The organism is Nocardia rhizosphaerae (assembly GCF_042650365.1).
In the GTDB taxonomy this organism is placed as follows: Bacteria; Actinomycetota; Actinomycetes; order Mycobacteriales; family Mycobacteriaceae; genus Nocardia; species Nocardia rhizosphaerae.
This window is the reverse complement of sequence record NZ_JBHSBA010000015.1, coordinates 294700-320832: the sequence shown is the minus strand read 5'-3', so window position 1 is coordinate 320832 and position 26133 is coordinate 294700. Positions and strand designations below refer to the sequence as shown.

At 68.7% G+C, this 26133-nt stretch carries 19 protein-coding genes; 4 read left to right on the top strand and 15 right to left on the bottom strand.

Annotation, left to right across the window (positions count from 1 at the left end; all coding sequences use genetic code 11):
• Positions 1–28: 28 nt before the first annotated feature.
• Positions 29–496 (top strand): DUF6326 family protein, encoded by a 468-nt coding sequence (locus ACFOW8_RS23610; protein WP_378553638.1) that lies wholly within the window; start codon positions 29–31, stop codon positions 494–496.
• Between the two features lie 81 nt (positions 497–577).
• On the opposite strand, the gene ACFOW8_RS23605 is transcribed toward ACFOW8_RS23610, so the two are convergent.
• Genes ACFOW8_RS23605 through ACFOW8_RS23565 form a run of 9 tightly spaced genes read right to left on the bottom strand, consistent with a single transcriptional unit; the run spans position 578 to position 15833 of the window.
• The gene (locus ACFOW8_RS23605) at positions 578–1936 is read right to left on the bottom strand and encodes a cation:proton antiporter (protein WP_378553637.1); all 1359 of its coding nucleotides are present in this window, start codon (positions 1934–1936) and stop codon (positions 578–580) included.
• Positions 1937–1940: 4 nt separating this feature from the next.
• The gene (locus ACFOW8_RS23600; protein ID WP_378553636.1) at positions 1941–2309 is read right to left on the bottom strand and encodes an SCP2 sterol-binding domain-containing protein; all 369 of its coding nucleotides are present in this window, start codon (positions 2307–2309) and stop codon (positions 1941–1943) included.
• A gap of 4 nt (positions 2310–2313) precedes the next feature.
• Complete coding sequence (locus ACFOW8_RS23595) at positions 2314–3258, bottom strand: DUF1702 family protein (protein ID WP_378553635.1); 945 nt, start codon at positions 3256–3258, stop codon at positions 2314–2316.
• Positions 3255–4250, bottom strand: a complete 996-nt coding sequence (locus tag ACFOW8_RS23590; protein WP_378553634.1) for a DUF1702 family protein — start codon at positions 4248–4250, stop codon at positions 3255–3257. The genes ACFOW8_RS23595 and ACFOW8_RS23590 overlap by 4 nt, the downstream gene beginning before the upstream one ends.
• A complete protein-coding gene (locus ACFOW8_RS23585; RefSeq protein ID WP_378553633.1) occupies positions 4247–9760 on the bottom strand; it encodes a type I polyketide synthase in 5514 nt (1837 codons plus the stop codon). The genes ACFOW8_RS23590 and ACFOW8_RS23585 overlap by 4 nt, the downstream gene beginning before the upstream one ends.
• Positions 9757–10620 carry a thioesterase II family protein gene (locus ACFOW8_RS23580; RefSeq protein ID WP_378553632.1) on the bottom strand — a complete coding sequence of 288 codons (864 nt, stop codon included), beginning with the start codon at positions 10618–10620 and terminating at the stop codon, positions 9757–9759. The genes ACFOW8_RS23585 and ACFOW8_RS23580 overlap by 4 nt, the downstream gene beginning before the upstream one ends.
• Positions 10617–12335 (bottom strand): NAD(P)/FAD-dependent oxidoreductase, encoded by a 1719-nt coding sequence (locus ACFOW8_RS23575; RefSeq protein WP_378553631.1) that lies wholly within the window; start codon positions 12333–12335, stop codon positions 10617–10619. The genes ACFOW8_RS23580 and ACFOW8_RS23575 overlap by 4 nt, the downstream gene beginning before the upstream one ends.
• Positions 12332–14029, bottom strand: a complete 1698-nt coding sequence (locus tag ACFOW8_RS23570) for an NAD(P)/FAD-dependent oxidoreductase (RefSeq protein ID WP_378553630.1) — start codon at positions 14027–14029, stop codon at positions 12332–12334. Before ACFOW8_RS23570 ends, ACFOW8_RS23575 begins: the two co-directional genes overlap by 4 nt.
• Positions 14022–15833, bottom strand: coding sequence for an NAD(P)/FAD-dependent oxidoreductase (locus tag ACFOW8_RS23565; protein WP_378553629.1), 1812 nt, complete (start codon positions 15831–15833; stop codon positions 14022–14024). Before ACFOW8_RS23565 ends, ACFOW8_RS23570 begins: the two co-directional genes overlap by 8 nt.
• Before the next feature lie 195 nt (positions 15834–16028).
• Between ACFOW8_RS23565 and ACFOW8_RS23560 the strand changes: the two genes are divergently transcribed.
• Positions 16029–16859 carry an AfsR/SARP family transcriptional regulator gene (locus ACFOW8_RS23560; RefSeq protein WP_378553627.1) on the top strand — a complete coding sequence of 277 codons (831 nt, stop codon included), beginning with the start codon at positions 16029–16031 and terminating at the stop codon, positions 16857–16859.
• A 15-nt stretch (positions 16860–16874) separates the two neighbouring features.
• Here ACFOW8_RS23560 and ACFOW8_RS23555 read toward each other — a convergent pair whose 3' ends face one another.
• Positions 16875–17696 (bottom strand): TetR/AcrR family transcriptional regulator, encoded by an 822-nt coding sequence (locus ACFOW8_RS23555; protein WP_378553626.1) that lies wholly within the window; start codon positions 17694–17696, stop codon positions 16875–16877.
• 193 nt (positions 17697–17889) lie between these two features.
• Here ACFOW8_RS23555 and ACFOW8_RS23550 point away from each other — a divergent pair, with 193 nt between their 5' ends.
• Complete coding sequence (locus ACFOW8_RS23550; RefSeq protein WP_378553625.1) at positions 17890–18612, top strand: AfsR/SARP family transcriptional regulator; 723 nt, start codon at positions 17890–17892, stop codon at positions 18610–18612.
• Positions 18613–18676: 64 nt separating this feature from the next.
• On the opposite strand, the gene ACFOW8_RS23545 is transcribed toward ACFOW8_RS23550, so the two are convergent.
• Positions 18677–20116, bottom strand: coding sequence for an MFS transporter (locus ACFOW8_RS23545; protein WP_378553623.1), 1440 nt, complete (start codon positions 20114–20116; stop codon positions 18677–18679).
• 101 nt (positions 20117–20217) lie between these two features.
• Here ACFOW8_RS23545 and ACFOW8_RS23540 point away from each other — a divergent pair, with 101 nt between their 5' ends.
• Positions 20218–20796, top strand: a complete 579-nt coding sequence (locus ACFOW8_RS23540) for a TetR/AcrR family transcriptional regulator (RefSeq protein ID WP_378553622.1) — start codon at positions 20218–20220, stop codon at positions 20794–20796.
• 216 nt (positions 20797–21012) lie between these two features.
• On the opposite strand, the gene ACFOW8_RS23535 is transcribed toward ACFOW8_RS23540, so the two are convergent.
• Genes ACFOW8_RS23535 through ACFOW8_RS23520 form a run of 4 tightly spaced genes read right to left on the bottom strand, consistent with a single transcriptional unit; the run spans position 21013 to position 26118 of the window.
• Positions 21013–22623, bottom strand: coding sequence for an MFS transporter (locus ACFOW8_RS23535; protein ID WP_378553621.1), 1611 nt, complete (start codon positions 22621–22623; stop codon positions 21013–21015).
• Positions 22624–22661: 38 nt separating this feature from the next.
• The gene (locus ACFOW8_RS23530) at positions 22662–24173 is read right to left on the bottom strand and encodes an FAD-dependent oxidoreductase (RefSeq protein ID WP_378553620.1); all 1512 of its coding nucleotides are present in this window, start codon (positions 24171–24173) and stop codon (positions 22662–22664) included.
• On the bottom strand, positions 24170–24916 hold the full coding sequence (locus ACFOW8_RS23525; RefSeq protein WP_378553619.1) for a thioesterase II family protein: 747 nt from the start codon (positions 24914–24916) through the stop codon (positions 24170–24172). The genes ACFOW8_RS23530 and ACFOW8_RS23525 overlap by 4 nt, the downstream gene beginning before the upstream one ends.
• Positions 24913–26118, bottom strand: coding sequence for a cytochrome P450 (locus tag ACFOW8_RS23520; protein WP_378553618.1), 1206 nt, complete (start codon positions 26116–26118; stop codon positions 24913–24915). The genes ACFOW8_RS23525 and ACFOW8_RS23520 overlap by 4 nt, the downstream gene beginning before the upstream one ends.
• Positions 26119–26133: the final 15 nt, after the last annotated feature.

The following is a 26133-nucleotide window of genomic DNA, read 5'->3' as shown; positions in this document are numbered from 1 at the left end:
CCGAATCCCCACCACAACGGAGCCCATGATGAGCACACCGCGATCCACCACCGCACTCCACGAGCAGCCGATCCCGGTGCGAGCCAAGCTCGCCGCAGCGTGGACGAGCTTCATGTTCCTGTACGCCTACGTCGACATCCTCAACTTCTTCACGCCCGGCGTGATCCAGGAGATCCTCGACGGCAGGGTCTTCGAATTCGATCTCTCCCAGACCTTTTCGACCACGTCGCTGACCCTCATGGCCATCCCGATCCTGATGATCGTGCTCTCGGCGACACTGCCTGCCGCCATGGCCCGCACCGCGAACCTCATCGTGCCTGTGCTCTACGTCCCCGTCACGGTGTTCAACGTGGTGGGCGAATCCTGGATACTCTTCTACGGCCTCGGCATCGTGCTGGAGGTACTCCTGCTCGCCCTCATCCTGCGCCTCGCCTGGACCTGGCCCCGCACCGCACCGTCAGCGACCAGTCCAGACCGTGAAGCCGTCCGCGCCTGAACCACATCAACCTGGCGAGCAATGACAGGGCAGGCTGCACCAAAACGACCGGTGTCCGCACGGCCGAGGCCGTGCGGACGGTCAGGTGCGCACGCGGTCCTCCTCGCCGAGGGCGGGCAGCGGTTCCTCGCCGGTCGGGCCGAAGACCACGCCCTTGCGCCACGCGGACCGTTCGACCATGCGCAGCACCGGGGTCGCGACGAACGTGGTCACGATGGCCATGATCGCGAGAATCGTGTACAGCTCACCGGTGATCAGCCCGGCCGAGAGGCCGATATTGAGCAAGATCAGCTCCATGAGTCCGCGCGCGTTGGCCAGCGCGCCCATCGCCATGGATTCTCGTCTGCTCATCCCCTGGACCAGTGCGGCGAGCCCGATCGCGCCGAACTTGCCCGCGAAGGACAACAGCAACACGAGCAGCGCCATCACCAGCACGCCCGGTTCGAGGATCAAGCTGAGCTCGGTGTTGAGGCCGGAGTAGATGAAGAAGCCGGGCAGCAGCAGGTAGGCGACCAGCGGCTCGAACCGCTCCCGGATCGACTCGAGGAACGGGCCGCGAGGCATGACCGTGCCGGCGACGAACGCACCGAAGACCGAGTAGATCCCGACGTAGTCGGTGAACCAGGCGCCGAGCACGATCACCAGGATGACCGTGGTCAACGGCGTGATCGGCAGCCCACCGCTGCGCTCGGCGTCGCGGCGGGCCGGGCGCCCGTCGGCGAACCGGGCAAGCAGCTTGCGGCCGATCGTCACCATGAACAGCAGGTAGACCGCCCCGCCGCCGATCGCGAGAACGGCGCCGAACATATTCGCTTTGGTGGTGGCGACCACCGCGGCGAGCAGCATCCACGAGCACACGTCGTCGAACGCCGCGCACGACAGCGACAGCGTGCCGAGCCGGGTGTGCAGCAGGCCGGAGTCGTAGATGATCCAGGCCAGCATCGGGAAGGCGGTGATGGCGATCGCCGAACCGATGAAGAGTCCGCCCTGCCAGCCGCTGACCTTGTCGGTGAAATAGCCGCCCTGACTCACCATCCACCAGCCGATCGCCCCGCCGAGCACGAGGGGGATGCCGATCCCCGCGGAGGCGGTGGCTCCCGCCTCACGCAAATGCGACCGGAAGATACCGACATCGAAGGACGCGCCGACGATGAACATGTACAGCACGAGCCCGAGCTGGCCGACGACATAGATGGCGGTCAGATTCGGATGGGTCACGGTCGCGTCGCCGACCGCCAGGACGGTCGGGAACAGCCACTGCTGCCCGGCGGGCCACAGCCAGCCGAGCAGCGAGGGGCCGAGCACGAATCCGGCGACCATGATCGCGACGACCTGGACTTGAGCCAGACGCCGGAACACCATCCACAGCAGCCGGTACACCACGAGGATGACCGCGATCTGCAGAAAGAAGTGTGTCGTGATCTCGAGCAACGAGGGCATGGGCTCAGCCCTCCGCCTCGGCTGCCGAGGCGGTTTCGGCGTCGGTGGGGGTTTCGAAGAACTCGGGCACCTTCAACGCCAGGGTCATGTCGCCCTCGACTTTGAGTGTGCCGGTGAGGAACTCGCGCATGGCGTCCCGGCTGCCGTCGGCGACGCCGACCCAGACCTCGCTGGTGGTGGTGAAGGTGGTGTCGGGTTCGGCGACGCCACCGGGGATGACCCGCCCTGCACCCTCGGCGATCTCGAACGCCCACACGCCCGGCTCGGCGGCGTCGGTGATCCGCCACTGCAGGGTCTTGGTCAAACCCACCGCTGCCGTGGCGATGAACCGCGTCGGCAACTGCTCGAAGATCTCCTCGATGGTGATCGACATCGTGCTATTTCCCTTCTGAATGGACAACGGCGAGTTCGTCATCGATGCGGGCGCGCCAGATCTGGTGCGCCGGTGCGACGCTCAGCGGTGATGCCGCCCGGTACGCGAGGTCGGCGATCCGCGCGGTTTCCTCGGCGCTGTGCTCGGCGATGACCTTGCAGGCCAGGTCCGTATGGCCGGCCTGATTGCCTGCCAGCTCGCGGCCGAAGGCCGCCATCGCGACACCGCCTGCCATGCGCCGTCGATGGTCCGGCGCGAGGTCGAGCAGCGCGGCCACCAGCCCGGCGTCGGCCCCACCCGCGTAGGCGCAGGCGGCCGCGGCCCCGCTCCACAGATCACCGTGCCGGTCCGCCGGATAGGCCGCGATCAGCCGCGCGACCCGTTCGACATCGGTGCCGCTGGTGAACCACAGGGCGCGCCCGACCCCCTGGTCGAAGACCTGCGCGCCGTAGGCACTCAACCGGCTCGGCACCCGATGCCGCTCGACCGTGTTCGCCCAGTGGAAGAACGCCTCGTGGAAGCCGTAGCCGTCGACGGCGAACCAGCCGAGGACACGGTCGAGTCCACCGACAGCGGCCTCGGGGAACCGGCGCATCCGCGCGTAGGCCAGGCCGGCGCCGATGTAGAGCAATGCGACATGCCGTTTGCCGGGGCCCGCGACGAAGTCGGGTAGCCGGGGGCGCCCCGGCGACAGGGTGTCGAGGACCGCCAGACCCATACCGACGCCTTCGTAGGCGAATCCACGTAGCACCGGGTCTACGGCGGCGACCTTGTCGGTGATGGCGGGGAAGCGCGGATCGCGCAGGGTCCCGTTGTAGCCGGCGATGAGCGCGTTCGCGACCGGCTCGAAATGGGTCAGCGCCTCGGGGGTGAAGCCGCGCCGATTGCCGACGGCCGCCGCGGACGGGATCCCGAACACTGTCTCGCGGAGCGCGCCGAACACGGTCATGACCGAACCTCGCGGCCGAGCTGTTCGGCGTCGGCGAGGCTGTGCCACCGCTGCCGGATCCGGGTGCGCCATACCTCGTAGGCAGGCTGATCGGGCAGCTCCGGCAGCTCCGTGCTCGTCGGCAGCGCGATTTCGGCGGCCACCTCGTTCGCCGATCTGGCCCACACGACATCGCAGGCCAGATCGGTGTGCGGGGCGGGCAGACCCGACTGCTGGCGCAGAACGGCGGCGAGGGCGATCCCGCAGGCGAAGTGCGACGCGTGCGGACCCGCGCCGGCCGCCAACGCCTCGACCATCTCCCGCGTCGTCACATCCTTGGCGTAGGCGCAGGCCACCCCGATCCCGCTCCACAGATCGCCCTGACGCGCGATGGGGAACGCGTCGACGGCGGCGAGGACCCGCTCGACATCGGCGGCGGTGGTGAACCACATGCTGCGACCGACGCCCTGGTCGAACGCGCGGCGCGCGTAACCGGTGAACCCGGCCGGGATCAGTTGCCGATCGAGGGTGCGTTCCATGGCGAAGAAGCCGTCGTGGAAGCCGTACCCGTCGAGCACCATCCACCGCAGGAACGGGTCGACGTCGTCGAGGTAGCGGACCGGGTTCCGCGGCAGCCGGGGCAGGGCGACGCCGATGCCGATATGGATGAGCATGCGGTAGGGCGCGCCGGGCCCGGCGAGGAATTCGGGCAGGCGGCGCTTGTACGGCAGCACGACGTCGAGCACCGCCAGGCCCATGCCCGCGCCCTCGTAGGCCAGCCCGCGCAGGTCCGGCGCGATCTCGTCGAGCCGCGGGAGCAGCCGCCGGTGGTCGGGGGTTTCCATGGCGGCGTAGAAGCCGTCGAGCAGCGTGGCCGGGACCGGCTTGATGGCGGCCCAGATCTCGTCCTCGTCGGGTTGCGGGCCGATACGGTCGGCGACGATGGCGTAGAACGTCTCCGGGGTCAGACCCATCGTCCGCCGGACGACAGCGGTGAGAACTTTGGTGATCATCGTGAGGATTCCTTCGGGGATTCGTCGGCCAGCTCGGCGATCAGCCGCTCCAGCTCGTCGGCGGGCACCTGGGCCAGCAGCGCCGCCAACTCGTCGTCGGGGCCTGCTGCGGGCGAGCTCGGCGCGGCGGGTGTGTCGGCCTCGGTGGTGGTGTCGCCGAACGAGACCAGACCGAGCACCCGCTGGGTGAGGCTGGTGATCGTGCTGCCCTCCAGCAGTTCGAGGACCGGCAGGTCGATCGACAGCGCGGGGTCGAGGCGGCGTTTGATCTGGATCGCCATCATCGAGTCGACACCGAGACTGCTGAGCGGGTCGTCCTCGCCGAAGTCCGCGACACCGAGACCGAGGACCGTGGCGGTCACCTGATGCAGGGTCCTGGCCAGGGCGGTGGGCCGCTGCGGCGCCGGGAGCGCGGCGAGGGTGTCGAGCAGCGACCCGTCGATACCGGCCGATCCCGCGTCGGCGGCGGTGCCGAGCTGGGCGAACAACGGCGGCAGGTTGCCCGCCACGGCCCGCACGGTCGCCCAGTCGGCGGTGACGGCTACCACGTGGGCGGCGCGCTGGTACAGCAGCCGCCCGAGGACGGCGACACCGGCCCGTGGCGTGATCAGGCCGATGCCCTGGTCGGCATAGACCTGTTCGAGGTCGAGTTCGTCGACCATGCCGATCGACCACGGACCCCAGCCGATGGTCATCGCGGGCAGACCGGCCGCCGTGCGGTGCGCGGCGAGCGCGTCGAGGAAGGCGTTGCCCGCGGCGTAGTTGCCCTGTCCCGGCTGGGCGATGGTCGAACCGGTCGAACCGAAGTAGACGAGGAAGTCGAGTGGTTCGTCGGCGAACACGCGGTGCACGAGCCAGCCACCGAGCAGTTTGGGCGCGAGCACCCGGTCGAAGGTCTCGCGCGACATCCTGACCAGCAGTTCGTCGCTGACCAGTCCTGCCGTGTGGACGACACCCCGGATGGGCTTCCCCTGTGCCCGGTAGTCGGCGTACCACTCGCGCACCCGGTGTTCGTCGGCGATGTCGACGGCGGCGATGCTCAGCCGGGCACCTTTGGCCTCCAGCGCCAGCAACGCGGTGACGGTGGCGGCGCGCGGGTCGGCGGGGTCGAGGGCTTCCCATTCCTCGCGGGCCGGCATCGGGGTGCGACCGAGCAAGATCAGGTCCTCGGCTCCCTGTTCGACCAGGTATCCGGCGACGAGCAGGCCGAGCGCGCCGAGCCCACCGGTCACCAGGTATCCACCGTCGGCACGCAGCCGCACGGGGAAGGGGTGGGTGAGGGTGTCGCTCTGGACGAGCCTGGCCAGGAACCGCGTTCCGTCGCGGAAGGCGATCTGGTCCTCGACGTCGCCCGCGGTGATCTCGGCGAACAGCGACACCGCCTGCTCGTCGATCGGCGCGCTCGCGTCCAGGTCGATCAGCCCGCCCCACGCCGAGGCGAACTCCTGATGGCCGATCACCCGGCCCAGGCCCCACAGCGGTGCCTGTTCGACCGCGATCGCGCGCGGGTGCCCGGCCACCGCCTGCGCGCCCCGCGTACCCAGCCATACGCGCGGGCGCTGACTCTCGCTCGCCGCGAGCGCCTGCATCAGCGCCGTGACCGAGTGCACGCCGGTGTCCTGGGCCGCCGCGAGCGCGGCCACCGCATCGTTCTCGGCGAAGACCGCGTCCAGACTCCACAGGTGCACGACCTGGTCGATCTCGGGCAGTTCGGCCAGCACTGTCTCGTAGTGCGCGCGGTCGGCCGCCGCGATCACGAACGCGCCGTCCTCGGCGAGGACATCGCGCACCGTCCCGGCCCGGACCAGAGTCGCCGCACCGCCGGCGTCGCGCACCCGCCGGGCCAGCCGCTCCCCCACGCCCGAGGCGTCGGTGAAGATCAGCCACCGGCCCGGCTCGCCGCTCGCGGTGTCGGTGAGCGGTTGCGGCGTCCACCCGATCTCGTAGAGGGTGCGGTCGATCTGGTCGACGCCGAGCCCGGTCGCCGCGGCGAGCGACCGCGCCCGGAATCCCTTGATTTCCACCAGGGTTCGGCCATCGGCGGCGCACAGCGCGATATCGCCGCAGATGTCGGCGGCATCGGCGCTGGTCACCTCGACGACCGCGCGCATGTCCTCGGTCGGAGGCGCCACGAAGGTGACCCGATCGATCCCGACGGGCAGGTACGGCACCGGCTCACCGTCGCGGTCGGCCGCGGCCAACGTCAGCTGGAACGCGGCGTCGACCAGGCTCGGATGACAGTGGTAGCCGCTCAGGTCGAGCGATTCAGGCACCGTGATCCGGCCGATCGCGACGCCTGGCCCGGCCTCGACCGCCGTCACGCAGCGGAACGCCGGGCCGTACTCGAAGCCCATCGCCGTGGTGCGCTCGGTGAAGTCGGCGGCGGTGAGGTGTTCGGCGCAGCGGGCGCGCACGGCCGCGAGGTCGTGGTGCGCCACGTCGGCCCGGTCCTTGGTCAGCCGGGCGGTCGCGTGCACGGTCCATTCCCGGCCGCCGTTCGGGGTCGCCAGGAAGCTGGCGAAGACCACCGAGCCGTCGTCGAGGTCGAGCGTGGTCCGTAGCCGGGCGTCGGCCACGGCGCCGAGGACCAGCGCTTTGCGCAGTTCGATACCCGTCACCGAGTACGTGCCTGCGCCGTAGGCGAGATCAGCGGCGGCGACAGCCATTTCGAGGTAGGCGGCGCCGGGCAGCACCACCGAGTTCTGGACTCGATGGTCGTCGAGGTAGCTCAGTGTCGCCACGCTGAGCTCCCGCTCCCAGACCTGGTCGGCGGCGTTGAGCCGCTGCCCGAGCAGCGGATGCGACTGCCGGTAGTGCCGGTCCTCGGTGGCCTCGATCGACTCGTTCCAGTAGGTCTCGAGCTGCCACTGGTAGTTCGGGAGCCGGACGAAGGCGGCGTCGGGGTCGGTCAGTGCGGACCACTCCACCTGGTGCCCGTGGCGATATACCGTGCCGACCGCGCCGAGCAGGGTCGTGTTCTCGGATTCCTTGCGCCGCAGGGTCGGCGCGACGAACCCGGTCTTGTCCGCCTCGGCGAGCAGTTCGGTCACCGAACCGGCCAGCACGGGGTGCGGGCTCAGCTCGACGAAATGGGTGTAGCCGTCGGCGATCATCTGCCGGACCGCGGCCGCGAACAGCACGGTGGCACGCACGTTCTGCCACCAGTAGCCCGCGTTCACGTCGCGACCGTCGATCCGGGTTCCGGTGACCGTCGAGTACAGCGGCACGCGGGCCCGCGCCGTGTCCAGGTCCCGCAAGCCGAGCTCGAGGTCGGGACGCAACGGGTCCATGTAGTGGCTGTGATAGGGCACGCGCACATTGAGGAACCGGTGGAAGACCCCGAAATCGGCGAGCTGGCGCGCCATTTCGCCCAGCACCTGCTCGTCGCCGGAGAGGGTGACGGCGCTGGTGCTGTTCACCGCCGCGACCGAGACCAGCGGACCCGCGTCCGCGACGCCGCGGTTGGTGGCCTCCTCGGTCAGATCGACCGCGAGCATGCGGCCCTGCCCGCTGGCCCGCTGCTGCAGGGCGCTGCGGTAGTAGGTCACCTTGACCGCGTCCTCGAAGCTCAGCACCCCGGCCAGATATTGCGCGGCGGCTTCGCCCGCGCTGTGCCCGACGATGGCGTCGGGCTCGACGCCCCACGACTTCAGCAGCTCGGCCAGACCGAGCTGGATCGCGAAGTTGGCCGGCTGGGCGAGCTCGGTCTCGGCCATCAGCGAGGAGTGCTCGTCGGCGAGCATCCGTTCGAGCAGCGACCATCCGGTGTAGCGCGCCAGCTCGGTATCGCAGCGTTCGACCACGGCGCGGAACACCGGCTGGGTGCGCAACAGTTCGTGCCCCATCGCCCACCACTGCGGTCCCATGCCCGAGCAGACGAACGCGAGCTTGCGCTCGGGCGCTGCCACCGCCTTCGCGGCGAGCGGACCGTCCGGATCGGGATCGGCGATGAACCGATCGAGCCGGGCGAGGGCCTCGGCGGTGTCCTCGGCGACCACCAGCGTCCGATGGTCGTGGTGGCTGCGCCGCAACGCGCTCGTGTGACTCACATCCGCCAGCCGGACATCGGCACCGGTGAGGAACTCGCGCAGCGCGCGGGCGGTGTCGATCAGGGCCGCCGAGCTGCGGGCCGACAGCGGGATCACCTGGTGTCGGCGGCCGGACCCTTCCTCGTTCGGGGCGGGCAGCGGCTCGGGCGCTTCGCGCAGCACCACGTGCGCGTTCGTACCGCCGAAGCCGAAGGAGTTGACCCCGGCGTGCCTGACTCCCGAGGTGACCGGCCACGGACCGAGTTCGGTCTGTACCCGCATGTTCATTCCGGCGAAGTCGATGGCCGGATTCGGTTCGTGCAGATGCAGATTCGCCGGGATCGTGCGATGCCGGAGCGCGAGCGCGGCTTTGATCAGTCCGGCGATGCCTGCGGCCGCTTCCAGATGACCGAGGTTGGTCTTGGCCGACCCGATGACCAGCGGCTCGCTCGAGTCCCGCTCCCCCGAGAGCACGGCGCCGATCGCGCCCGCCTCGATCGGATCGCCGACCGGTGTTCCGGTGCCGTGGGCTTCCACGTACTGCACCTGACCCGGCCGCACGCCGGCGCGCGCATAGGCCTGCCGCATCGCCGACTCCTGCGCCCGGCCGCTCGGCACCGTGATGCCGCTGGTGTGCCCGTCCTGGGACACACCGGAGCCGACGACGGTGGCGTAGATCGGGTTCGCGTCGGCGATCGCGCGGCTGAGCGGTTTGAGCACGACGACTCCGGCGCCTTCGCCGCGCGCGTATCCGTTGGCCGAGATGTCGAACGCCTTGCAGCGCCCGTCGGGGGCGAGGAACCCGCCTTTGGACTCGGCGATGTACATGTCCGGGGCGAGCATGACATTGGCGCCGCCGACCAGCGCGGTCGCGCACTCACCGTTCCAGATGCTCTGTGCGGCCAGATGCAACGCGACCAGCGAACCCGAGCACGCGGTGTCGACGGTGAGGCTGGGGCCGCGCAGGTCGAACGCGTGCGAGACCCGGTTGGCCAGCATCGTCATCATCATCCCGGTGGCCGAATGCGCTTGCAGCTCATAGCGGCTCTGTACGCCGTAGTTCTGCAGGAGCTGATAGTCCAGGGTGAATCCGGCCATGAAGACCCCGGTGTCGGTGCCCGCGAGCCGCTCGGCCGGTTCGCCCGCGTCCTCCAGCGCCTCCCACGCGGTGCGCAGCAGTAATCGCTGCTGCGGATCGAGCCAGACCGCCTCGCGCGGCGAGATGCCGAAGAACTGTGGATCGAATTGGTCGACCCGGTCGAGGAAGCCGCCGCGGAAGGTGGTCGTCTTGCCGAGCTTGACCGGATCGGGATCGTAGAACTTGCCCACGTCCCAGCGGTCGGTGGGTACCTCGCCGGTCGCGTCGACACCCGCGCAGAGCAGTTCCCAGTACGTGGTGGGATCAACCGCCCCGCCGGGAAAGTGGCATCCGATGCCGACGATCGCGAGAGGTTCGGGGGCATCGAGTGGCAGATCGGTCATGATTGTCCCTTTCGCGCGGCGCTGATCTCGGCCAGTTCCCCAGCGAGGTGGGAGAACAGGCCGTCGCGATCGCTGTGAATGAAGAAGTGGGGACCGGCGAACATGGTCAGCTGGAACGGCCCCGTCGTCTGGATCCGCCACTGTTCGAGGTCGGTGCGGCTCACCCGCACGTCGAACTCCCCGCCGTACACCGACATCGGCAGGTCGAGGGGCGATTGCCGGTCGAAACCGTAGGTGTCGCACAGTTCGAGATCGGCACGCAAGGTCGGCAACGCCACCCGCATGAGCTCGTCGTCGGCGACGACCTCAGGCGGCGTCCCTTCCTTCACCAGAATGGTTTTGAGCACGTCGTCGGGCATGTAGTGGACCTTGATATTGGGGTTCGGCAGCTGCGGCGCCCGGAACGCGGCGAGCTGCAACGCGGCAGGCGGCGGCGCCTGTTCCGCACGCAGCCACCGCGTCAGCTCGAAGGCAACCAAAGCCCCCATGCTGTAGCCGAGCAGCACGTACGGTCGGTCCAGGTGTGCGGTGATGGCCGCGCCGAACTCGTCGACGAGCGGATCGATGCGCCGATGCGCCGATTCGTCGGCCCGCACCCCGCGCCCCGGCAACTGCGCCGACCAGACCTCGATATCGGTGCCTGCCAACACCTCGGCCAGCGGCCGGAACACCGACGGTCCGCCGCCCGCGTAGCTGAAGCAGAACACCCGCAGGCCCGGATCCGGCTTCTCGCCGTAGCGCGCCCACCGCCGATCGGTGCTCGCCGGGGGACGTAACTGGTCGAGCAGCGCGGCCCGCTCGGCCGGTGAGAGCTGGGTCAGCCGGTCGCGTAATTCCGCGGCCGGCGGCCCGGACGTCATCGGCTCTCCTCGGCGACTGCCAGTTGGCGATGTCGATCGTGGGTGATCCAGGCCGGATCGACCGGGTTGGCCGGGTTCTCCTGCTCGTAGATCGCGATCAGCGTCCGCATCGTCTCGTCGGCCAGCCAGCGGGCGGCCTGCTCGCGCTTGGCAGGCTGGTCCGAGGCCGCGAATTCCGCGCTGACCTCGGCGATGAGCTGGCCGGACAACTGTTCGATGAAGCGCACATTGGCCGCGAACTGTTCGGCGAAGCGCTCCTCTGGCAGGTCGGCGGTCATCCCCAGGTGCAGTCGTGGCATGAAGTCGAAGTCGTAGAAGCGGATGAACGGATCCAGGTCGGTGCTGTCGTCGAGCACCGCCCATTCCCGCAGGAATCGCTGCACGACCGCGTTGGTCGTGCCGAATTTGCCGAGCCCCACCACGATCGCGGGCCGGTCGACCAGCCGCCGCAGCTGGTCGTGGAAGAACAGCAGTCCGGGCACCGCCCAGTACACCCCGGTATCCCAGATGACCTTGACGAGCATGACCCGCGCGTTGCCCATCAGCGGGTACTGCTTGTCGTAGATGCCCAGCCAGCCTTCGGCCAGCAGCAGGAACACCGTGTTGTGGATGGCGGCCCGGTCGGCGACGTCGTCGCCGTCGAGGGCGTGGCAGATCAGGTCGGTGATCAGGCCGTTGCTCACCGCGATCAGGTCGAGCCCCGGCGAGTACAGCGGGTCGAGGAACAGCCCGGATTCCCCTGCCAGACACCAGCGCTCGGCAGAGAAGACCTTCTCGCAGCCGTAGGAGTAGTCCTTCATCACCCGGAAGTCGGCCAGCTCGTCGGCGTGGGCGGCGACCATGTCCGCGCATTGCGGCTCGTGCGCCCGCAGCCAGTCCAGCGCCCTGGCGAAGGAGTTGAACGTGGTGAAGGGGTGCACTCGCGGATCGGCGACTATGCCGATGCTGATCGCGTCGGAGGCCAGACGGATCAGCCACACCCAATAGCCCTCGCCGAGCAGGTGATTGGTCGACAGTTCCCGGCGGCCCTCGACGATCCGCCCGCGCCAGGCCGGATCGTCGGACCAGTCGTCGATGTCGAGCGGGGCCGCGATGCGGAACCAGGCGGCGTTGGCCTCGTGCTCGAAACGCTTGCTCAGTCCGAAGCGCCGCTTGAGCATCCCGTTGCGGCCGGTGCCGTCCACGACCCAGGTCGCGGTCAGTGTCGTGTTGTGCCCGTCGGCACCCGCGACCGTGACCTGATGTGGCGCGTCGCCCTCGCCCATTTCGATCGCGGTGACCCGCGCGCCCGAACAGAACCTGATCCCGTGCTCGGCCAGCGAACGCCCGAGCGCGTTCTCCAACCGGCCGCGATCGAGCTGATAGGTGCCCACCGCTGCCGCGGGCCGCACCGAGTGCCCGAGTTCGACGCGCTGGGTGATGTCGCTGTTGTCGCCGTTGCTGAAGAACATCCGCAGCCCGAACTTGGGCAGCTGCTCCTCGGTGAGATGTTTGCCGAGGCCGAGTACTTCGCGCAGGTAGTAGCCGGCGATCTCGACGGTTGATTCACCCACCTTGTGTGTGGCTTCCGGCACCGGGTGATGCTGGCGTTCCACGACCACGATCGAAGTCTCCGGACGGGCCTTGCGCAGCTGCAGGGCCAGGGTCAGCCCGGCGACACCGCCGCCGACGACGACGACGTCCGCACCGTTCTCGAGCGATGACATGTCGTTCATGCCCGCACCTCCTCGTGTGCACCGAACCGGCCGAGGGTCGTCCACCGCTCGTCGACCGGATTGCCGGGATCGCGTTGCCGATACGCGGCGATCAGGTCGGTGACCAGCGGGTCGGCCGACCAGGCCGCGATCTGTTCGTGCTCGCCGAGACCGTCGGCGCGCAATCCCTCGATCGCGCGGCTGAACAACTGACCGGCGAGCTGTTCGAGGAAGGCCACGTTCGACGCCAACCGCGCGTCGAGCTCAGGGTCGGGCAGTCCCGCCGCCATGTCCTCGTGCAACGGACGCAGCCAGGTCAGCAGGGTGTACGGGTCGGCGAAGATATCGCTCGCGCTCACCTCGGCGACGTCGTGCCATTCCAGCAGGAACGCCTGCACGCGCGCGTGCACCGTCCAGGTCCGCTGCAGGCTCAGGAACGCGCTGGGGCTGGCCGCGAGCCGGCGGATCGCGTCGTGGAAGGCGAGCAGTCCCGGTACCGCCCAGTAGATCACGGTGTCCCAGATGACCTTGGCCACCATCGCCTGCGGATTGCCCATGATCCGGAACAGCCCGGCGTAGGCGACGAGCCAGATCTCGGCGAAGACCAGATACACCTGGTTGTGCGCGACCGCGAGGGTGGAGATGTCCTCGCCGGCGCGGTCGCGGGTGATCAGGTCGGTGATCAAGCCGTTGCTGATGGCCATCAGGTCGCCGCCGGAGGAGTACAGCGGATCGATCGAGACGCCCGCCTCCCCGGTCAAGGCCCAGCGGTGTGCCGAGTAGACCTGTTTGCACCCGTACGCGTAGTCGCGCATCACCCGGAAGTCCTGGACCCGGTCGCGCAGGTCGGCCACCGTGTCACCGCACTGCGGTTCCCAGGTGCGGAACCATTCGAGGGCGCGGTCGAGGGTGTTGAATCCCTCGATGGGGTGGATCGTGGCGTCGGCGACGATGCCGACACTGGTCGAGCCCGAGGCCAGCGGAATCAACCACACCCAGTATCCGTGACCCATCAGATGATTGGTCGACAGCCTGCGCATCCAGTCCTCGACCCGAGCGCGCCACTGCGGCTCGGCCGACCACTGGTGGATATCGATCTCGTGCTCGATCCGGAACCACACGGCGTTCGCGCGGTGGTCCACTGGTTTGGCGAGATCGAGTTTGCGTTTGAGCAGCCCGGTCCGGCCGGTGGCGTCGACGACCCAGCGGCTGGCGATGCGGCGACCCGTCCGGTCCTGGCGGAACTCGACGGTGTGGTCGGACCCGTCCTCGCGCAGATCCACCGAGCTGACCTGCGCCCCCTGCTCGAACCGCACGCCGAGCGCGGCGACCCGCTCGCCGAGGTGGTTCTCCAACCGGCCGCGGTCGAGCTGGTAGGACGGCAGCGGCGCCTCGTCGTTCTGTCCGTACTCGACCCGGCGCGCGATATCGGTGTTGCCCGCGGCCGGGAAGAACATCCGCAGGCCGTTCTTGCGCAGTTGATCGTTGTCGAGATGCTCGGTCAGGCCGAGCACGTCGCGCAGGTAGTGGGCCTGCACCTCGACACTGGACTCGCCGACCTTGTGCGTGGCTTCAGGCGCCGGGTGCCGCAGCCGTTCGAGCACCACGATCGACAGCTCGGGTTCGGCGCGCTTCAACTGCAGGGCCAGAGTGAGACCCGTGATTCCGCCACCGAGGATCGTCACGTCGACGTGCTCGGTCTCCTGTTCAGACATAGTTCGCCTCGGCATCTCGCTCGGCGGCGAGGTCCTGGCTCGCCGCGAGGGTCATCCAGCCTTCGCTGGTCGGATCGGTGATTCGCTGTTTGTGGTAGGTAGCGAGCATCTGCGCGATGAGCGGATCCCGCTGCCAGCGCTGGATCTGGGTGATCACGTCGTCGCGGTCGTAACGGCCGGTGTGCGCGGCGATCACGGTGCTCACCAACTGCCCGGCCAACTGCTCGAACCGGCGGATATTGGCCGCGAACCGTTCCTCGAATTCGGCGTCGCCGAGCTCGTCGGCCATCCCGGTGTGCAGTTCGACCATGAAGTTCAGCGGCGCGTACAGGTCGACGAATCCGCGTTCGAGCCGGCTCTCGTCGATCGACTCCCACTCCCGGAAGAACGCCTGCATCCTGTTGCTGATGTCGGTCAGCCGCGCCAACCCCGCCGCGATCTCCGGCCGGGATCCGATGAACCGGAACTTGTCCTGGAAGAACAGCAGGCCGAACACACCCCAGTAGAACGCGGTGTCCCAGATGACCTTCGAGGTCATGACCTGGGCGTTACCCATCACCGGATACTGGTTCTGGTAGATCGCCAACCACATCTCGGTGAGCCGCCGGAACATCGCGTCGTGGATCTGCGCCAGCCCGGTCACGTCCTCGCCGTCCATGGATCGGACGATGATGTCGGTGACCAGTGTGTTGCTGATCGCGATGAGATCGAGGCCAGGGGAATACAGCGGATCGAGGAAGATGCCGGACTCGCCGGTCGCACACCAGCGATCGACGCCGGAGAACACCTGTTCGGCGCTGTAGGCGTAGTTCTTCATCAGCCGGAAGTCCTTGACCTCGTCCTGATGCGCCGCGACCGCCGCCGCGCACTGCGGCTCGTGCTCACGCAGCCAGGCCAGCGCCTTGTCGAACGTGTTGAACTCCGTCATCGGATGCATCGAGTCCTCGGCGACGATGCCGATGCTGATCGATCCCGAGGCCAGCAGGATCAGCCACACCCAGTAGCCGTTACCCATGAGGTGATTGGTGGAGACCGCGCGATCGCCTTCGGTGAGCCGGTCCCGCCAGGCGGGATCGTCGCCCACCCAGTCGTTGATGTCGATGGGATGGGCGATGCGGAACCACGCCGCGTTCGCAGTGTGCTCGACGTCCTTGCGCAAGCCGAGTTTTCGCTGCAACAGCTTGTTGCGCCCGCTCGCGTCGACGACCCAGCGCGCCGATACCGTCCGCTCCCCTGCGCCACCGGTCAGCACGAGACGGTGGATTCCGCCGCCGGATCCGAGTTCGACCTCGGTCACCCGGCAACCGGACTCGAACTCGACGCCGGCGTCCCGGCACCGCGTCGCGAGTTCGTTCTCCAGCCTGCCGCGATCGAGCTGGTAGGTGTGCAGCGGCGGGAACTGTGATCCGCCGACTTCGAGCCGCTGGGCGAGGTCGGAGTTGTCGCCGTTGCTGAAGAACATCCGCAGCCCGAACTTGCGGATCTGGCGGGTGGCGAGATGTTCGGCGAGACCGAGCACGTCGCGCAGGTAGTAGGCGGCGATCTCCACGGTGGATTCACCGACCTTGTGCGTGGTCTCGGCGACGGGGTGGGCTTGCCGCTCCAGCACGAGAATTCGCGCGTTCGGCCTGGCCCGCCGGATCTGCAGGGCGAGGGTGAGCCCGGCGGCACCACCACCGACGACAACGACGTCGTAGAGATCGGGATGCTCGGACTGGCGGTCGAGCCGCTGTTGCAGAGCGGCGGCGAGAGTGGCTCGCTGCTGCTCGGACAACGTCGCGATACGTGGGTCTGCTGGGGTCATGACATCGCTCTCCTTTCCGGCGAACGATGGCCACCCTGCCCAGTGGCGGTTACACCGCTCTTACCCACGGTGAAACTGGACGATCGCCGAATTACCGTGTCTCACAGTGCATCTCGAGACAACATCGCGCGGTTCGGGTATAACCGTGAACGACCACGCCGCGGTGGCTCCCCGGACGAAAGGAGCTGATTCGCGATGCCGATTTCCGCCCCCCACACCACCCCCTCGACCGGACACTGGTGCCTCGCCGCCGATGCCCCCTACCGCGTCGAGTTCTTCGGCCCGTTCCAGGTCACTCGCTCCGACCAGGCCATCGGGTATCCACGCTGGCCCCGCGCGAGCGCACGAAAACTCCTGCAGTGGTTCCTGCTCAATCCGCTCACCCCGCGCAGCGGCGCCGCTCTCGCCGAGATCCTCTGGCCCGACCAACCGCACGCGCGCCGATCCAGCACGCTGCGCGTCACCGTGCACTGCCTACGTCAGCTCCTCGAGCCCTCGGCCAATCCCCGGCAATCGACGTTCGTGCTCGTCGACGAGCACGGCCGGTACCTGTTCGACCCGGCCGGCCACTGGTGGACCGACCTCCTCGAGGTCGAACACCTGCTTCGACACGCGGATGCGGCGCGCGCGGCCGGAAACGACGCGGTCGCCATCGGCAGCTATCAGCGCGCCCTCCGCTATCACGAGCGGGGCTTCCTCCCAGAGGGCGTCTACGAGGACGCGATCGCCGGGCACCGCGACGCGGCCGAACGACAGCATCGAACGATCCTCACGCACCTGCTCGAGCTGTCTCAGGCCATCGGGCTCGATTTCGAGGTCGGCCAGCTCGCGGCCAAGCTGCTCGACCGCGACCCCTACTCGGAAGCGGCGGTCCTCGCCCTCGCCGGAGCCAGCGTGCGCCAAGGCGACACGGTGCGCGCCGTCGCCGTGCTCGACCGGTTCATCCACACCGTGCGGAGCGAGCTGGCGACGTCGCCGAGCGAGCAAGTCCTCGCGCTTCGACAGCGTGCCCACGGGGCCGGATAGCCCTGCCGGGCACCGCTATCGACCACTCCCGGCACTGTGCGCGGCGCTGACCGCCCGACACAATCGCGCGAGCCGATCAGCCTCGCCGGAGGTTCCGATATCGTCGCCCATCTCCCGCACGACGGCGATGAACAGCGTGTCCGCGGCCACCAGCCGTGGTTCGATGTGCCCGAAGACCTCGAGTGTCACGATGCCGAGCAGCTTGGCCCAGTACAGCTCGAACAGCCAGACCGCGTAGGCAGCGTCGGCACCGAGCAGTCTGTGCCCGTGCGTCGGCGCCGACTGGTCGTAGGCTCGCAGGAAGTCGGCGTCGAGATCGCCCTTGACCGGTCTGGACAGTGGGTACTTCTGCCACATCCGATAGAAGATGCCGCCGAAGAAGTCGGCGAAGCGCTGCACGCCGTCGGCCGGTGCGGCGGCGAGGGCCGCGCGGACGATCGGATGCGCGTCGAGCCCGTTGTGCGCCGAGGACTCGACAGCGTTGCGGTGCACCCCGAATCCGACGACGAACTCCGCCTTGCTGGCGTGCGCCCACGCCCGGAATATCGTCATCGCCGCGACCATCTGCGCGGCGGGATCATCGTCGCCGTAGTCGGCGACGATGGCGGCCATGGCGTCGACCACATCGGCGTAGAGCGAGTGCGCGACCAGCACATTCAGCGCGGCGACATTGTCGACGTAGCGGTACAGCGCGGGCGTCGAGAGCCCCATGCGTGCCGCGACGGCGCCGAGCGTCAGCGACTTGCCCTCCGACAGCAAGTCCCTGGCAACCTGCACGATCTCCTCCACCGTCGCCTGCCGCAATCGCTCACGGCGATTGTGGGGACCGCCAGACATTCGACCGTGTTTTAGCGGAAGTATCACAATAGTCCATTCTATGTCACTGTCTGCGCAGGCACATGTTCACCTACCCGCCCTGACCAGGGATTCTATGCGGCAATCGGTGATTGACAACCCAGTTAAGTGCATTTACCATTGCAAAAGCCGTTTATCACGAAACGTGTCCGCAGCTATAAAAATGGGGGCGTGCATGACCGATTACCCCTTATCCGCATCTCCCGGCCAGTATCGCGAAGAAATTTTCCGAGCCTACCTCTTCGGGCCGTTCCGGGTCTTCCGCGGCGATCACCCACTCGGCGCGGCGACCAAGCGCCGCACCAAGTCGTTGCAGCTTCTCAAGATCTTCCTCCTGTCCGGCGGCCGCCCGCTCGCCATGGACGAACTCATCGAGCATTGCTTTCCCGACGTTCATCAGGACAAGGCGGTCAGCAACTTTCACGTGGCGATGCACAGCCTGCGCCGCATGCTGGAACCAGATCTCAGCCCCCGCGCCTCGTCCTCGTTCCTGCACCGGTCGAACGCCACCTTCTACCGACTGGAAACCAACGGCACGTGGTGGACCGACGCCGGCGAGGTCGATCGACTCTTCCAGCTGGCCCGGCTGAACGACGAACGCGAGAATGCCGGTCTCGCGACTTTCTACTACAGCCGGGTCGCCGCCTATTGCGTTCGCCCTTTCCTGGAAGGCGACGCACCGGCCGACTGGCTCGACGTCGATCGCAGGCGATACACCGCGATGAATATCGAAGCACTGACCCGGCTGATCGAATTGCATATTTCCAGTAACGAACCGAGCGAAGCCTACGAATATTCGCATCAATTGGTACGCGTCGATCCGAGAAACGCAATCGCCAGGGCGACCCTGGAGCTGGAGCGCCGGACCGGCGCGCCCGACGGGCGGCGCGTCGCGTGAATGTGTTGCTCGCCCACGAGCACGGCGGGCGAGCAATACATCGGCAACCATCGTCCGCGCTGCCCTACGCCTCGTCGATCTGCTTGGTGAAGCGCGGCAGGAACAGCGCGACCACCGCGGTGACCGCGACGACGCCGGCACCGACCCACACCGCCGGCGTCAGCCCGTCCACGTAGTCGCGTGGCGCACCGTAGGACCCGTACGAGGCGAAGACCGACGCAAGCGAGGCGACACCCATCGCCACGCCCACCTCGCGCACCGTACTGCTGATACCCGACGCCATGCCGTGGTCGACCGGTTTGGCGCTGTCCATCACGATCGTCGCGGTCGCCGCGAAGGCCAGGCCCATCCCGGTGCCTGCGAGCACGAACGGCACGACGAAGATCGAATACGGCGAGTCCGGCTCGGTGACCGCGGCCAGCCAGCCGAGCGCGACGGCGAGGAAGGCCAGGCCGCTGGCGATCAGCACGCGCGGGCCGACCCGGTCCACGATCAATCCCGCGATCGGGGACACCACCATCGGCGCCAATGTCCACGGCAGGGTGCGAAGCCCCGCTTCGAACGGCGAATCGCCCTGGACGACCTGGAAGAACTGCGCCAGCAGGAAGATCGAGCCGAACACACCGACGGAGAACCCGAACGAGATCAGATAGCTCAGCGAGAGCGCGCGTGACTCGAACATACGCAGCGGCAGCATCGGGCTGGTGGTGCTGCGCTCCCAGGCGACGAATCCGACGAGCAACGCCGTGCCACCGATCAGGGCGGAGAGCACCCACCGCGAGGTCCAGCCGTCATCGGCACCGTGAATCACACCCCACACCACCGCGAGCACGCCACCGGCCGAGAGCAGCAGACCCAGCAGATCCAGGCGGCGGGCGACACCACGCGACTCGGTGAGCACCGCGGCACAGAACGGCAACGCCACCAGCCCGACCGGGATATTGATCCAGAAGATCCACTGCCAGCTCAGACCGTCTACGACCGCACCACCGATCACCGGCCCGAGCGCGATGCCGACGCCGGTGATGCCACCCCAGATCCCGATCGCCGCACTGCGCAGTCGATCCGGCACCGCCGCCGCGAGCAGCGTCAGCGACAGCGGCATGACCGCCGCGCCACCGGCACCTTCGAGCGCTCTGGCCGCGATCAACATCCATGGCTCGGTCGCCAGCGCGCAGGCAACCGAGGCGACCATGAACAGCGCGAGTCCGCCGAGGAACATCCGTTTCCGGCCGACCCGGTCACCGATCGCCGACGCGGTGAGCAACAGCGAGGCGAACGACAGGGTGTAGGCGTTGACGAACCACTGCAGGTCGGCCAGCGACGCGCCCAGTTCCGCCTTGATCACCGGCAGCGCGTTGGTCACGACGAGGTTGTCCAGGGTGACCATGAAAACGGGGACACCGACCGCGACGATCACCGCCCCCAGCGGCTTCGAAGTCCCCTTCCCGGTTACCGCAACGGTGTCGGCGGAGTCATCGCCGGAATCGATAGTCCGAGTCATCTCAGTCCTTGTTTGTATCCACTGATAACTTACGGTGGCGCCAGTGTTATGCATCGACTGATAAGCTGTCAATAGATTCAGCACGGGAAGGCAGACGGGCTATGGAAGGCCGCAGAACGCGGATGACCGCGGCGCAGCGCAGCGCTCAGGTACTACGCGCGGCGGTCACCGCTTTCGCCGAATCCGGTTACGCCGCAACGAAAACCGACGAGATCGCGCGCCGTGCCGGAGTTTCGCAGCCCTACGTCATCCGCCTGTTCGGCACGAAGCAGCAACTCTTCGTCGCGGCCCTGCACGAGGTCTGCGAACGGATCGAGCAGGTCTTCCGGGCGGCCGAGATCGACCCGGACGATGATCCCGACCAGGCACTACGCACGCTCGGGCGAAGCTTCGAGGTCTTCCTCACCGAGCGTGAACTCCCCCTCGTCTTGCTGCACGGCGCCGCCGCGAGCGCCGACCCCACGATCGGCGAACACATGCGCGCCCGCTTCGGCCGCATCTACGCGCTGATCGGCGACCTCACCGGCGCCGAACCACTCGAGGTGCGCCGGTTCGTGGCCATGGGCATGCTGCTGACGATCATGACGGCCATGCGGGTTGCGGGCCCCGAGGCGGTTCCGACACCGTGGGCAATGGAGATCCTCACCGACCTGCGCGCGGAGGCAGGCCCGGTCGGCTGACCGGGCCGCGCCGGGCGCAGCGTCGGACCACCCAGCTCACCGATGACCGAAAGATCCGACGGCCGGACCGGTCCGGTTGCGGGCTGCTACGTGATGACACCAGTGCGGCACCTCCCACACACATCCAGAGAGGCGGTATGTGGGTACCGAACCGGCCGGGAGGTACTTTCGAAAGTCACGCCCACCATCCGTGTGGCGGCGTTGTCGACGAACTCGTCAGGGTGCCGAAACTGCTGGTCCGGGCTCTGGAGCGGGCTCCACGGGAACACCGGGGGCGGCCAGTGCGGACTCGTCCATATCCCCGCGGCGGATGGTGCACACCGCGACGACCGCCGCCAGGGCGGCCAGCGCGGCGGCGCCGAGCAAGACCTCGTGTAGAGCCGTGATGAACGCGGTCCGGGTCGCGTCGGTGGCCGCCGCCGTCAAGAAGCCGGGCACCGCGTCCACCACCTGCTGACCGGCGCCGACGGCGATCGCCTCGGCCGCCTCCTGCTGTCTGTCACCGATCTGCGCGGCCAGTTGGGTCTCCCCGAAGGCCGCGACCACCCTGGCGTGGAACACGGCGCCGAACGCGGCGACCCCGATCGCCATACCCGTCTGCTGCATGGTCTCGTTGATCCCCGAGGCCATGCCCGCTTTGCCCGGCGTGGTGACCGCGATCGCGATCGCCGCCCGCGGCGGATTGAACAGTCCCATGCCGAACCCGATGGCGACCATGGCGGGAATGAGCGCGGTCCAGCCGGTCGACTCGTCGACGAGGAGCACGGCCCCGAGTCCGAGCGCGATCAGCAGTTGAGACAGCCCGACGAGCGGTCCGGGCGCGGCGCGGGCGGTCAGCATGCCGGCGACCACCGCCGCGGCGAACAGTGTCAAGGTGAGCGGCAGGAAGCGCACACCGCTGGCGAACGCGGGATACGACAGCACGTTACGCACATAGGAGATCAGCAGGAACAGGGCGGGCATGACCGACATCGCCGACAACGTGGCGACGATCGACAACCCGTTGAAGGTGCGATTGCGCAGCAGCGCTGGGTCGAACATGGCGGCGGGGCCAAGGCGCCGCTGCACCACCGCGAACACCACGAGAAGCGCCGCCGACGCGCTGAAGCTGCCGACGACCGACACGCTGGTCCACCCCGCCGATTCGCCCCGCATCAGCGCGAACACCAGGAAGAACAGCGCCGCCGAGAAACTCGCCATACCCGCCCAATCCACCGACGGCGCCGACGGATCGCGTGACTCGCGCATCCGCCATCGGCCGATCGCCAGCGCCAGGACTGCGAACGGGACATTGACCAGGAAGATCCATCGCCAGCTCAGCGCTTCGGTGAGCGCACCGCCGATCAGCGGGCCGAACGCGATGGCCAGCCCGACCACGGCGCCGAACACCCCGAATGCCTGTCCGCGGGCCCGGCCGCGAAACTCGTGACCGAGCAAGGCCGGTCCTACCGCGAACAGCACGGCTCCACCGAGTCCCTGTGCGAACCGCGCGGCGATGAGCATCGGGTCGCCGGTCGCCAGCCCGCAGGCCAGCGAGGCGATGGTGAACACGACCATGCCCGCCTGGAAAACCCGGCGCCGGCCGATTCGGTCGGCCAGCGACCCGGCCGCGAGCAGTACCGCGGCCAGTCCGAGTGCGTAGGCGTCCAGGATCCATTGCAGCGCAGTGAAGTCGGAGTCGAAGTCAGCGCGGATATCGGCGAGGGCGACGTTGACGACGGTGAGGTCGAGCATGAGCATGAAGGTCGCGATCGCGACCGCGGTCAGTGTCCAGCCGGCACCGGTGCGGTGGGTCGTCGGATCGTGGCTGGCGGCGTTGGTTGTCACGGTGTTTCCTCGGGTTCGGCGGATTCTCTGTTCGGTGGTCACCTGGTCAGGTCGGCGACCAGTGCGCTCGCGCACCGGTCGGCCAGGGCGGTGACGGTGAGGGCGGGCGGTACCGCGCCGGTGGAACCGGGAATCAGGGCACTGTCGACGACATGGAGGCCGGGATGACCCGCGACGCGGCCGTAGCGGTCGGTGACGGCACCGAGCACCGCCCCGCCGAGCGCATGCGAGGTCACGGTCGGTAGGGCGAAGGTCGGGGTCGGCGCTGGACGGACCGCGTCGATCTTCGCGAGGGTCGCGCCGATGCCGGAGCTGACCGCGGCGATCGCAGGATCGGCCGCGGGCCAGTGGATCTCGGTTCGATCGGTCGGCGCGTCATAGCGAATCGAGCCGAGGGGCGGGGTGATGCCGACCGCGAGCGCGTTGCGGGTCAGCTCCCCGGCGACGGGAACACCGAGAGGAAAGCTCAGCAATGTCACCGGGGTCGTCGCCCAGTCGGTGGCGACGATGTGGGCGGGACCGCCCAGCGAACCGTGGACAGCACCCGCCCCGATCGCGACGTGGTCACCGGCCGTCCCCCAGTACCGGCCGACCGTCTCCGGCAGGCCGGGCAGATCGCCGCGCGCCCGCGCCCGCACGAGCAACCTCGTGGTGCCCAGCGAGCCCGCGGCGAAGACCACTGTCCGCGTGGTGATCTCCCCCGTCGTCTGCGGGCGGCCGGCGAGATCGAGGACCTGGTAGCCGACGCGGTAGCCGACGCCGTCGAGCCGCACACCGGTGACCTCGTGCATGGCGCGGACGGTCACCGCCCCGGTCGCCTCGGCCGCGGCCAGGATCGTGCGGTCCACACTGTGTTTGGCTCCGCTGTTGATTCCCAGCATGCAGTCGCCCACGGTGGCGGAGGGACGCACCCGGCCGCGTAGTTCCTCGCGGACGATGTCCCAGTCCACGGCCAGCGTCGGCCGCTGTGTCGCCAGCCCCGCGTGCCGGCAGGTGTCGTCGAACGCGCGCGCGCCCGCGTAGGCCTCGGTGGCGAGGATGTCGTCGGGAACGGCGCTGCCGCCGAGCAGGTCCCGTGCCCGCGGATACCACACCCGGGCCATCTCCGCGTAGTCGAGGCGGCCACCGAAACTGGCGTCGAACAGGTCGGCGCGCGGGGCCATCAGCACGGTGTAGTTCACCAGTGAACCGCCACCGACCCCGGCTCCGGCGAAGCACGTGATCCCTGAGCCGACCGCGACCTCGAGCACACCGGTCGCGGCAGCAGGGACCCACAGTGCGCGCGCGTCGGGATTGCCGGTCGTGGCGAACGTGTCGCCCGAGGGGCTGATCTGCCAGCGTCGGCCGCGTTCGAGCACGGTGCAGGAGATACCCGCCTGTGCCAGCCGCAGCGCCGTCACCGCGCCCGCGTACCCGCTCCCGATGACGACGACGCCGAGGGCCTCGGCTGCCACGCGCCCGGTGCCGAGGCCTGTCGCCGCCGCGGCGACCACCCCGGTCGCACCGCGCAACAACTGGCGCCGGGTGGGTCGCGGCGCCGGCCGGGTCACCGCGGGCTCGCTTCGAGGTGCGCGTGCAGCCGGTCCGGACCGGCATGGACACCGAAGTGGTCGGTATCGAGTAGATGCAGCCGGAACGTTCCGCGTGTATGGGCGCGCCAACCGTTCGCCGACGCGGCGGGCACCAGCGGATCGCGCAGACCGGCCACGACACTGACACCGCAGCCGACGGTGGCCGACCGGGGTGCCCGGTAGCGTTCGACCGCCCGGAAGTCGCCGCGCAGCGCCGGAAGGTACATGGCGCGAGCCTCGCGATCGTCCATGAGCCCGCGATCGGTGCCGCCGAGTGCGCCGATCCTGTCGAGGAAGGGGCCGTCGGCGAGTTCGTACAGGTGGGGTCGACCCGCCGCGATCGACGGTGGGCGCGCGTTGGTGACCGTGAGCCGCGTGACCGTGGTCGTGCCGTCCGCCTCGAGGGCTCGGGCCAGCTCGAAACCGATCAGCGCGCCCATACTGTGGCCGAGCAATTCGACCGTACCGGGGTCGATGGCCCGGATCTCCGCGGCGATCGCGTCGGCGGCGGACTCGATGTCGCCGATCTGCCGTTCCCGGTGGCGGTCCTGGCGTCCCGGATACTGCACCGCGACCACCTGATGACTCGCGGCCAGGGAGGCCCCGAGGCCCCGGAAGAAGCCTGCTGTTCCCCCGGCGTGCGGAAGACAGACGAGGACCCGGCGGCCGGCAGCGGGTCCTTCCGGCACGCGCAACCAGCGCGCCGAGCGCTGCCCCGTCACCGATCCTCCGGTGGCGACACGCGCAGCCACATCTGCGCGAAGCCGTAGGAACCCTGCTGGGTGCGCAGCCGAGCCGGGCGTTGCGGGTCGAGCGCGAACCGGTCGAGAACCGGGTAGAACGCACGGAAGGTGGTCTCGGCGAGCAACCGGGACAGCGCGGCGCCGGGACAGAAGTGGGCGCCTGCGCCGAAGGCGAAGTGGCGGTTGACATTCGGACGGTCCAGGTCGATCTCGTCCGGATCGGTGAACTGGCGAGGATCGCGGTTGGCCGCACCCAGGACCACGTGAACCAGCGCGCCGGCGGGGATGACGGTGTCGTGCAGGGTCACCTCGGTGAGCGTGCGGCGCAGCAACCACTGGGTGGGGCTGTAGACACGCAGGTATTCCTCGATGAACGCGGTCGTCAGGGCCGGATCGGCGCGCAGTTCGGCGGCCAGTTCCGGTGTGCGCAGCAGCATCTCGATGCCACCGCCGAGCAGGTTCATGGTCGTCTCGTGCCCGGCCGCGATGAACGACCAGGCCATCGTCACGAGCTCGTCGCGGGTCAGCGCGCCGTTCTCGTGCTCTTCGACCAGCTCGCCGAGAATGTCGCCGCGGTTGGGTTTGCCCCGGCGTTCGTGCGCGAGTTCCTCCATGTAGTTGCTGAACTCGACGACGTCTTCGAAGAAGCCCGGTACCGTGTCGGGGTCCAGACCCGCCGACACGGCGAAGGAGTTCATCACCGCCTGCGACCAGCGGCGCAGGTCCGCCTTGCGGTCGAGAGGTACCCCGAGCATGCCGCCGACCACGCGCAGCGGCAAGGCGGTGGAGTAGGCGTCGACGAACTCGACGCTCTCGTGCCGGTAGAGGTCGGCGAGCAGTTCGTCGACCAGGCCGCGGACCCAGCCGCTGAGCTGGCGCACCAGCCGGGCGTTGAAGGCCTTGTTGGTGGAATGCCGCAGCCGGGTGTGTTCGGGTGCGTCCCGATTCACCAGCATCGGCAGGTTCATGTAGTTGTCGCGCTGGATCTGGGAGGAGAAGCGGGCCTTGTCCTTGAGGGCGAGGCCGACGTCGTCGTAGCGGCTGAGGACGTAGACGTCTTCGCCGTCGGGGGTGTAGTCGGGCATGAGGTATACCGGGTGATCGTCGCGGAGTCTCCGGTAGATGTCCCACGGCCGCAGCCGGTATTCGGGGCAGGCCAGATCGATCAGGGCAGTCGGCACGATGGTGCTCCTTCG

Excerpts from the sequence above, each read along its gene's own strand:
- ACFOW8_RS23555 (WP_378553626.1), bottom strand. The coding sequence starts at position 17,696 with ATGTCTGGCGGTCCCCACAATCGCCGTGAGCGATTGCGGCAGGCGACG.
- ACFOW8_RS23595 (WP_378553635.1), bottom strand. The coding sequence starts at position 3,258 with ATGACCGTGTTCGGCGCGCTCCGCGAGACAGTGTTCGGGATCCCGTCC.
- ACFOW8_RS23540 (WP_378553622.1), top strand. The coding sequence starts at position 20,218 with ATGGAAGGCCGCAGAACGCGGATGACCGCGGCGCAGCGCAGCGCTCAG.
- ACFOW8_RS23580 (WP_378553632.1), bottom strand. The coding sequence starts at position 10,620 with ATGACGTCCGGGCCGCCGGCCGCGGAATTACGCGACCGGCTGACCCAG.
- ACFOW8_RS23585 (WP_378553633.1), bottom strand. The coding sequence starts at position 9,760 with ATGACCGATCTGCCACTCGATGCCCCCGAACCTCTCGCGATCGTCGGC.
- ACFOW8_RS23545 (WP_378553623.1), bottom strand. The coding sequence starts at position 20,116 with ATGACTCGGACTATCGATTCCGGCGATGACTCCGCCGACACCGTTGCG.
- ACFOW8_RS23605 (WP_378553637.1), bottom strand. The coding sequence starts at position 1,936 with ATGCCCTCGTTGCTCGAGATCACGACACACTTCTTTCTGCAGATCGCG.
- ACFOW8_RS23550 (WP_378553625.1), top strand. The coding sequence starts at position 17,890 with ATGACCGATTACCCCTTATCCGCATCTCCCGGCCAGTATCGCGAAGAA.
- ACFOW8_RS23575 (WP_378553631.1), bottom strand. The coding sequence starts at position 12,335 with ATGAACGACATGTCATCGCTCGAGAACGGTGCGGACGTCGTCGTCGTC.
- ACFOW8_RS23590 (WP_378553634.1), bottom strand. The coding sequence starts at position 4,250 with ATGATCACCAAAGTTCTCACCGCTGTCGTCCGGCGGACGATGGGTCTG.
- ACFOW8_RS23610 (WP_378553638.1), top strand. The coding sequence starts at position 29 with ATGAGCACACCGCGATCCACCACCGCACTCCACGAGCAGCCGATCCCG.
- ACFOW8_RS23570 (WP_378553630.1), bottom strand. The coding sequence starts at position 14,029 with ATGTCTGAACAGGAGACCGAGCACGTCGACGTGACGATCCTCGGTGGC.
- ACFOW8_RS23600 (WP_378553636.1), bottom strand. The coding sequence starts at position 2,309 with ATGTCGATCACCATCGAGGAGATCTTCGAGCAGTTGCCGACGCGGTTC.
- ACFOW8_RS23565 (WP_378553629.1), bottom strand. The coding sequence starts at position 15,833 with ATGACCCCAGCAGACCCACGTATCGCGACGTTGTCCGAGCAGCAGCGA.
- ACFOW8_RS23560 (WP_378553627.1), top strand. The coding sequence starts at position 16,029 with ATGCCGATTTCCGCCCCCCACACCACCCCCTCGACCGGACACTGGTGC.